4 protein-coding genes are annotated in these 6,279 nt (G+C 35.4%); 2 read left to right on the forward strand and 2 right to left on the reverse strand.

Features of this window, described 5'->3' with window-relative positions; all coding sequences use genetic code 11:
• Positions 1-56: 56 nt before the first annotated feature.
• Positions 57-1,664 carry an amino acid permease gene (locus H3R29_RS01460; RefSeq protein ID WP_232352199.1) on the reverse strand — a complete coding sequence of 536 codons (1,608 nt, stop codon included), beginning with the start codon at positions 1,662-1,664 and terminating at the stop codon, positions 57-59.
• A gap of 261 nt (positions 1,665-1,925) precedes the next feature.
• Here H3R29_RS01460 and H3R29_RS01465 point away from each other — a divergent pair, with 261 nt between their 5' ends.
• Positions 1,926-2,654 carry a YebC/PmpR family DNA-binding transcriptional regulator gene (locus H3R29_RS01465; RefSeq protein WP_046324664.1) on the forward strand — a complete coding sequence of 243 codons (729 nt, stop codon included), beginning with the start codon at positions 1,926-1,928 and terminating at the stop codon, positions 2,652-2,654.
• A gap of 151 nt (positions 2,655-2,805) precedes the next feature.
• On the opposite strand, the gene H3R29_RS01470 is transcribed toward H3R29_RS01465, so the two are convergent.
• A complete protein-coding gene (locus tag H3R29_RS01470) occupies positions 2,806-3,135 on the reverse strand; it encodes a helix-turn-helix domain-containing protein (protein ID WP_046324665.1) in 330 nt (109 codons plus the stop codon).
• A gap of 451 nt (positions 3,136-3,586) precedes the next feature.
• Between H3R29_RS01470 and H3R29_RS01475 the strand changes: the two genes are divergently transcribed.
• The coding region (locus H3R29_RS01475) for a hypothetical protein (protein ID WP_198203103.1) at positions 3,587-6,279 on the forward strand (2,693 nt) is incomplete at its 3' end.

Consider the following 6,279-nt stretch of genomic DNA (forward strand, 5'->3'; position numbering starts at 1 on the left):
TTTTCTGATATGTAAAAACTCCGAAACCAAAATAGTTTCGGAGAATAGAGTTAAATTTAGTTGTTCACCTGAGTAGGTTTTCTTCTGCCGACAAGCCAACAAACTAGGATTGCCAAAATTGTTTCAATAATAATCATGACAATATTTACCCCAATTTTAATTTGACCAAAATTAATTGCGGCATTGTGAAATAGTGTATTTTTCTCACCAAGGTATAGATCAAAAATAATAGAACCGATTATCAAAACAAAAATAGTAGTCCATTGCTTCTTGTTAAATGCAATACCGTATTCTTCTTCACGCCTTCTGATACTTGGTAAAATAGCACCTAAGCCGATTAATACAATGATAGCAACAATATTGATTATTAGTTCATACCACCAGTAGCCACTAAATTTTTTAATGTCCTGAGGTGCGATTCCTAAAATAGTTGCTGCAGCAGTCACTATTAGTAAGAATAAACCAGCCAGATATCCCAGCTTATCGTTCTTAATAAAAACGTAGTCTGAGGTAAACTTCTGCGAGTTTTTCCTGATCTGCATGAAAGAGAAGAAGATCCAGCAGGTTACTCCAGGAGAAATAATTCCATTCAAATTCAGCAGCCAATTAAAGATATCGTTCATATCTGGTAGGAAGATACCTAACAGCATAATAAACGCTGACAAAGAAACAGTCAAAATGTAGCCATTAATAGGTAGACCGTTTTTGTCTTTTTTCTGTAAAAACTGAGGCATATACTTATCGCCAGTATCAGAAATGAGCATCCTAGTCATGGCGTCAAGAAGAACAGCTAATAAAGCGGCATTATAAAAGACAGAAGTCCAGGCCCAAACGTAGAGCAAAGTTTTACCTAAGCCATATTGGTGTCCTACCATGTCAAAAACGTAATAAGCGCCGTTCATTTTTAAATCATTTGGAATATGGTAGCTATTAAAATATATCCCCAAAGCAAAAGAGCCAAAGACTGTTAGGAAAATAGTCATTAATGCCAAGGCAATCATTGCCTTAGGAAAATCAGACTTAGGCTTTTTCATCTTAGTCACATAGGGTGCCACCAGTTCACAACCATTCAGTGCGTAAATAAGCATTGCAATAGTTGTCCAATAATGCATGTCAAACTTGGGAATAAGTGTCCGCCAGGTAAACGGCTGTGTTGCCATGTGACCACCGGATTTTGCTAGTCCCAAGAAAGCCAAGAAAACAAACATCAAGGTCATGATGAGCATTAATCCACCACCAATAGTAGAAAGAACTTCCATTGAGTGAGAAAAGTAATGTTCAACAATAATGAAAATAATGAACATCGCAAAGGTCATCAAAGCGAATTTGGTATTAGAAATTTGACTTTGAAACTTTTCAGAACCGGTCAAAGCCCAGCCAATATCAACGATTATTTCGTTAGCTGAATCAACGGCATAAGGAATTGACGCTGCCCAGTATGTCCAGGCAGTAAAATAGCCGAGAAATTCTCCGTTAGTTCCACGAACCCAGGATGATAAACCGCCACCCTCATTATTAAAAACAGATCCCAGTTGGCCCACCATTAATGAATAGGGAATGACGTAAAACAAACACATGATTATCCATGACGTTACCACTGGCATTCCCTGATTTTGAAAGTTGTACATAATATCGTCCAGCCCGATCACGGTACAAAAAGCCATCAGGGTTAAGACTGGCCAAGATATGTACTTCTTGCTTGAATTTATTTCCTCCACTAAAACTCTCTCCTTTGAAAACAATTAATGTTTTTATTTTACTAATTAAATAAAAAATTGACCAGAGTCAAGGTAAACTTATTTTAATGAAAGCGCATTAATTTATGTTAAAAAGTTGAGCTAAATAATTGCTAGTATTGAAATTTATGGTGCTATGCGGTAAGATAATATCGTTAATACGCTAGCAAAAGAAAGAAGGATTCTTAAATGTCAGGACATTCAAAATGGCACAATATTCAAGGCCGCAAGAATGCGCAAGACGCAAAGAGGGGTAAAATTTTCCAAAAATTATCTCGTGAAATATATATGGCTGCAAAGAATGGTGGTCCTGATCCTTCCGGGAATCCTAATTTGCGTATGGTAATGGATAAGGCTCATGCCAACAACATGCCTAAATCAAATATTGACCGCGCTATTAAAAAGGCTGAAGGCAATTCAGAAGAACATTACGATGAAATTACTTATGAAGGTTATGCACCTGGTGGTGTAGCTATCTTTGTCGAGGCGTTAACTGATAACAAGAACCGAACAGCTTCTGCTGTTAGAGTTGCTTTTACCAGAAATGGTGGCTCTCTTGGTGCTACAGGTTCTGTTGCATATATGTTCAATCGTAGGGGTTACATTGTTATTGACCGCTCAACAACTGATGCTGATGAAGATCAAATGTTACTTGATGTAATGGATGCAGGCGGTGATGACTTGCAAACCAGCGATGATGCATATGAAATTTACACAGACCCTAAGCAATTTGCTCAAGTACGTGATGCACTTGAAAAAGCGGGTTATAAACTTGCTAATGCTGAATTAACAATGATACCTGAAACAACTACTCCAGTTCCAGACGATAAAAAAGAACAATTCGATCATTTGGTAGATGCTCTGGAAGATGATGATGATGTTCAGAATGTCTATACAGCAGCTGCAGACGAAGATTAAATGCTGACTAAATATAGAAGGCCTTTATATTAAATGACCAAAGTAAGAAGCATATAAAAGTATGAGTATACTTTTATATGCTTCTTCTTTTTTACTTAAAATCCAATAAAAGCATAGAGAAAAAAGAATCACTTTTTTAAAAAATTGTTTTTTAATCTTTAGCCATTTCTGCTTGATCTTCTTCCATAATAAAGCGAAGCATCTTAATATATTTTTCTGGCACATTTTGCCCATGATACAGCAGTTGAATATTTTCATCAGCTATATCTATGCAGTAATTACTATCACTTTCTTCTTGACCTAATAAATAGTCAGTCGTAACATGCAGCTGTTGAGCTACTTTTGTTAATGATTGAATTGAGGGCTTAATGGTTTTCCAACGGTAAATACTATTTTCTCCAATTTCGGCTTTTCTTGCCAATTCTTTAACGGACATTCCATGTTTTTTGGCAGTATCAAAAATACGGGAGTAAACATTCATTTTTAATTCTTCCTTCAAAAAGTATCATAAATGATTGCTTTTTGTACTTGACCGCTACCATATCTGGTAATATAATAAAATTGTTCACGTAGTGGACAGCACAAAAATTTCATTATTGTGTAAGTTAATTAAGTAGCCGAAGTGTGAAGTCTGACTACTTTTTTAGCTTACATAAATAGTATCACTTGTGGTAGTTGAAAAAGCAAACAAATTACCAAATAAAGTAGGATAGTGACTATTTTGAAGGTCAGAGGCCGGATAATAGACACGAAAACTGGGCAACAGATTTAATTTGTTTCAGACCAATTTGACTCTAATCTACCTTATTTAAAAGAAAATTGGATTGTTATATTTTTTGAAAAGAAACCAAAAAATTCACTTTATACTCTCCCGTTTGGATGAATAATAAAGCTTTACAATTTTTATTTATATATTAGAGAAGCGAGAATATATGAAAAAATCAAAAAAATTCTATAAAAAGGGAAAAAAGTTTTTGATGAGTGGTGCTACTGTGGCCGCTCTGGACTTTTTGGCTGTAAACAATCCAGAAGTAATTCATGCAGCTAAAGTACCAAGTGGACAGATTAAAGTAACTAAACGTGCAAAAACTACTCCTAAGTCTAATACAGTAAAATTAAAGAAAAGATGTAGAATTGTAAGACATTCTACTCAATCTAAAAAAGTTAAAAAGCAACATACTGCAATAAAACAGAAACCAATAAATTCTCAGTCTGATTTACTAAAGAAGGGTACTAAAGTTGGAAGTTCTTCTTTAAACGCTAAAAAGCAACGTAATACAACAAAGAAGAAACCAATAAATTCTCAGTTTGATTCACTGAAGAAGGGTACTAAAGTTAGAAGTTCTTCTTTAAAGGCTAAAAAAATCAAAAAGCAACGTAATACAACAAAACAAAAACCAATAAATTCTCAGTCTGATCTACTGAAGAAGGGTACCAAAACTGGTAGTGGTACATTTAATTCTAAAATCATGAAAAAGCAAGAGGTTAATACTGAATATAGTAATTCGACTCTGGATCAAAAAGATTTAAAGAGAGAGAGTAGCTATGACGTTAACCAAGAAAATTACACAAAAGACAATCAGCTTAATGCTGAAACTACTCAGACTGACAATTTTAGTGCTAATAATTTTATTGCTGATCAGTCAAATGATGGAAATCAAACTATAAGTACAAGGAGTGCAAATAGTATTCATGTAGACCCGAATAATTATTTAAACTATTTTCAACAAAATGGTAGTGCAGCTACAGCGGGAAATTATACTATTTCCACGGATGGTGACGGAAAACCAGTTGGTAATCAAATTTTAACAAGTGACAGTTGGCAAGCAGGTAATATCACCTTCAAGGACCCGATTGACTTAACTCGGAACTTTACCCTTTCCGGATATATGAACTTTGGAACAACGACGAAAGTTGATAATGCTTCCGGTATTGCTGATGGTATTGGATTTGCCTTTTATACTGGAGAAAAAAACCAAGTCGGCAAAACTGGTGGAAATTTAGGTATTAATGGCATACCTAATGCTATAGGTTGGAAGTTCGATACTTGGCATAATTATTCAACTGACACTCCTAAGTTACTTGGTCCAGAGGATGACGGAATTGCGCCAAAAGATTGTGCATATGGAGCATTTGTTACTACTGATAACACTGGATTCGGCAGTATTGATACTAGCAAAAATAGTCTCTTTACTGTTCCCTACACTTATATTAATCAAGGAAAGGACAATTTTTTTACATTAAACTATACAGCAAGTAATAAGACACTTACAGTAAAGATTACAATTAATGGACAAACCTATACTTCATCTAAACAAATCCAATTTAATGGTGCTAACCAATACCTTTACTTTACAATTTCTGCCTCAACTGGAACTTTACCGACTAAGCATATATTTAAGTTCAAAAGTTTTGATTATGCGAGTAAACCACAAGCTATAATTGAATACCACGATCTTGATGCCAACAATAAGTTGTTGAATTCTAATACTGAAATCGGTACTGCAGGAGATAAAATTTCACATAGTAAACATGATGAAATTATCGCTACTTTAAATAAAAACAACTATGAAGTAGTTTTTGATGGCTTTACTAGTGGCGGGGACAAAGTATTTAATGACGACTCGCAAAAGTTTATTGTTAATTTAAAACACAAAACACAAAGCTACATTCCGGGGCAAAACAACCCGGCAACTGGGCAAAATGATGACGCGAACCTCATTAAAGAAGTCAAACAGACTATCAAGTATGTTGGTACACCAACATCGGTGCCTGATAACGTACAAACAGTCAAATTTACCCGTGAGGGAATAGTAGATCTCGTAACCCAGAAGACCGATTATGGTCCGTGGAATCCAATAAGTCAAATTTTTAAGGATGTTAATTCACCGGAGTTTCCAGGGTATAAACCTGACACCAGTATAGTAAAAGGAACCCAGGTAAAGTCAACTGATCAAGATATTACGATCACGGTTAAGTACAGTAGATCAAGTCAAAAGACAGTTATTGAGTATTATGACCTTGATAGTAATAGTGATCAGTCTGGTAGTAAAATGATCGCTTCTGATACTTTATATGGTAATGAGGGTCAAAAGATCCCTCGTGATCAGCATGATAGAACGATTTCTACTTTAAACCAAAAGGGCTATCAAGTAGTTTTTGATGGCTTTACCAATGGCGGGGATAAAGTATATAGTGACGACTCGCAAAAATTTATTGTTAATTTAAAACACTTTAAGCAAACCTATCTACCGGGGGAAAACAATCCGGCGACAGGTAAAAATGATGATGCGAACCTCATTAAAGAAGTTAAACAGACTATCAAGTATGTTGGCACGCCAACACCACTGTCTGATAACGTACAAACAGTCAAGTTTACCCGTGAGGGTACAGTAGATCACGTTACCAAGGAGACCACTTATGGTCCGTGGAGTCCGGCAAGTAATACTTTTAATTATGTTAGTTCACCTAACATTCCGGGGTATGAACCAGATACTGAAATAGTAAAAGGAGCACAGGTAAAGCCAACTGATCAAGACATCACGATCACGGTTAAATATACCAAGATAAATAATAAGCAATCGGTTATTGAATACCAAGACGTTGACGATAACAACAAGGTGAT

The sequence above is a fragment of the Lactobacillus sp. M0393 genome, from assembly GCF_016102025.1.
GTDB classification, from domain to species: Bacteria; Bacillota; Bacilli; order Lactobacillales; family Lactobacillaceae; genus Lactobacillus; species Lactobacillus melliventris.

Bases quoted from the DNA above. Each gene is read 5' to 3' on its own strand.
- H3R29_RS01460 (WP_232352199.1), bottom strand. From the start codon at position 1,664: ATGGCTTTTTGTACCGTGATCGGGCTGGACGATATTATGTACAACTTT.
- H3R29_RS01465 (WP_046324664.1), top strand. From the start codon at position 1,926: ATGTCAGGACATTCAAAATGGCACAATATTCAAGGCCGCAAGAATGCG.
- H3R29_RS01470 (WP_046324665.1), bottom strand. From the start codon at position 3,135: ATGAATGTTTACTCCCGTATTTTTGATACTGCCAAAAAACATGGAATG.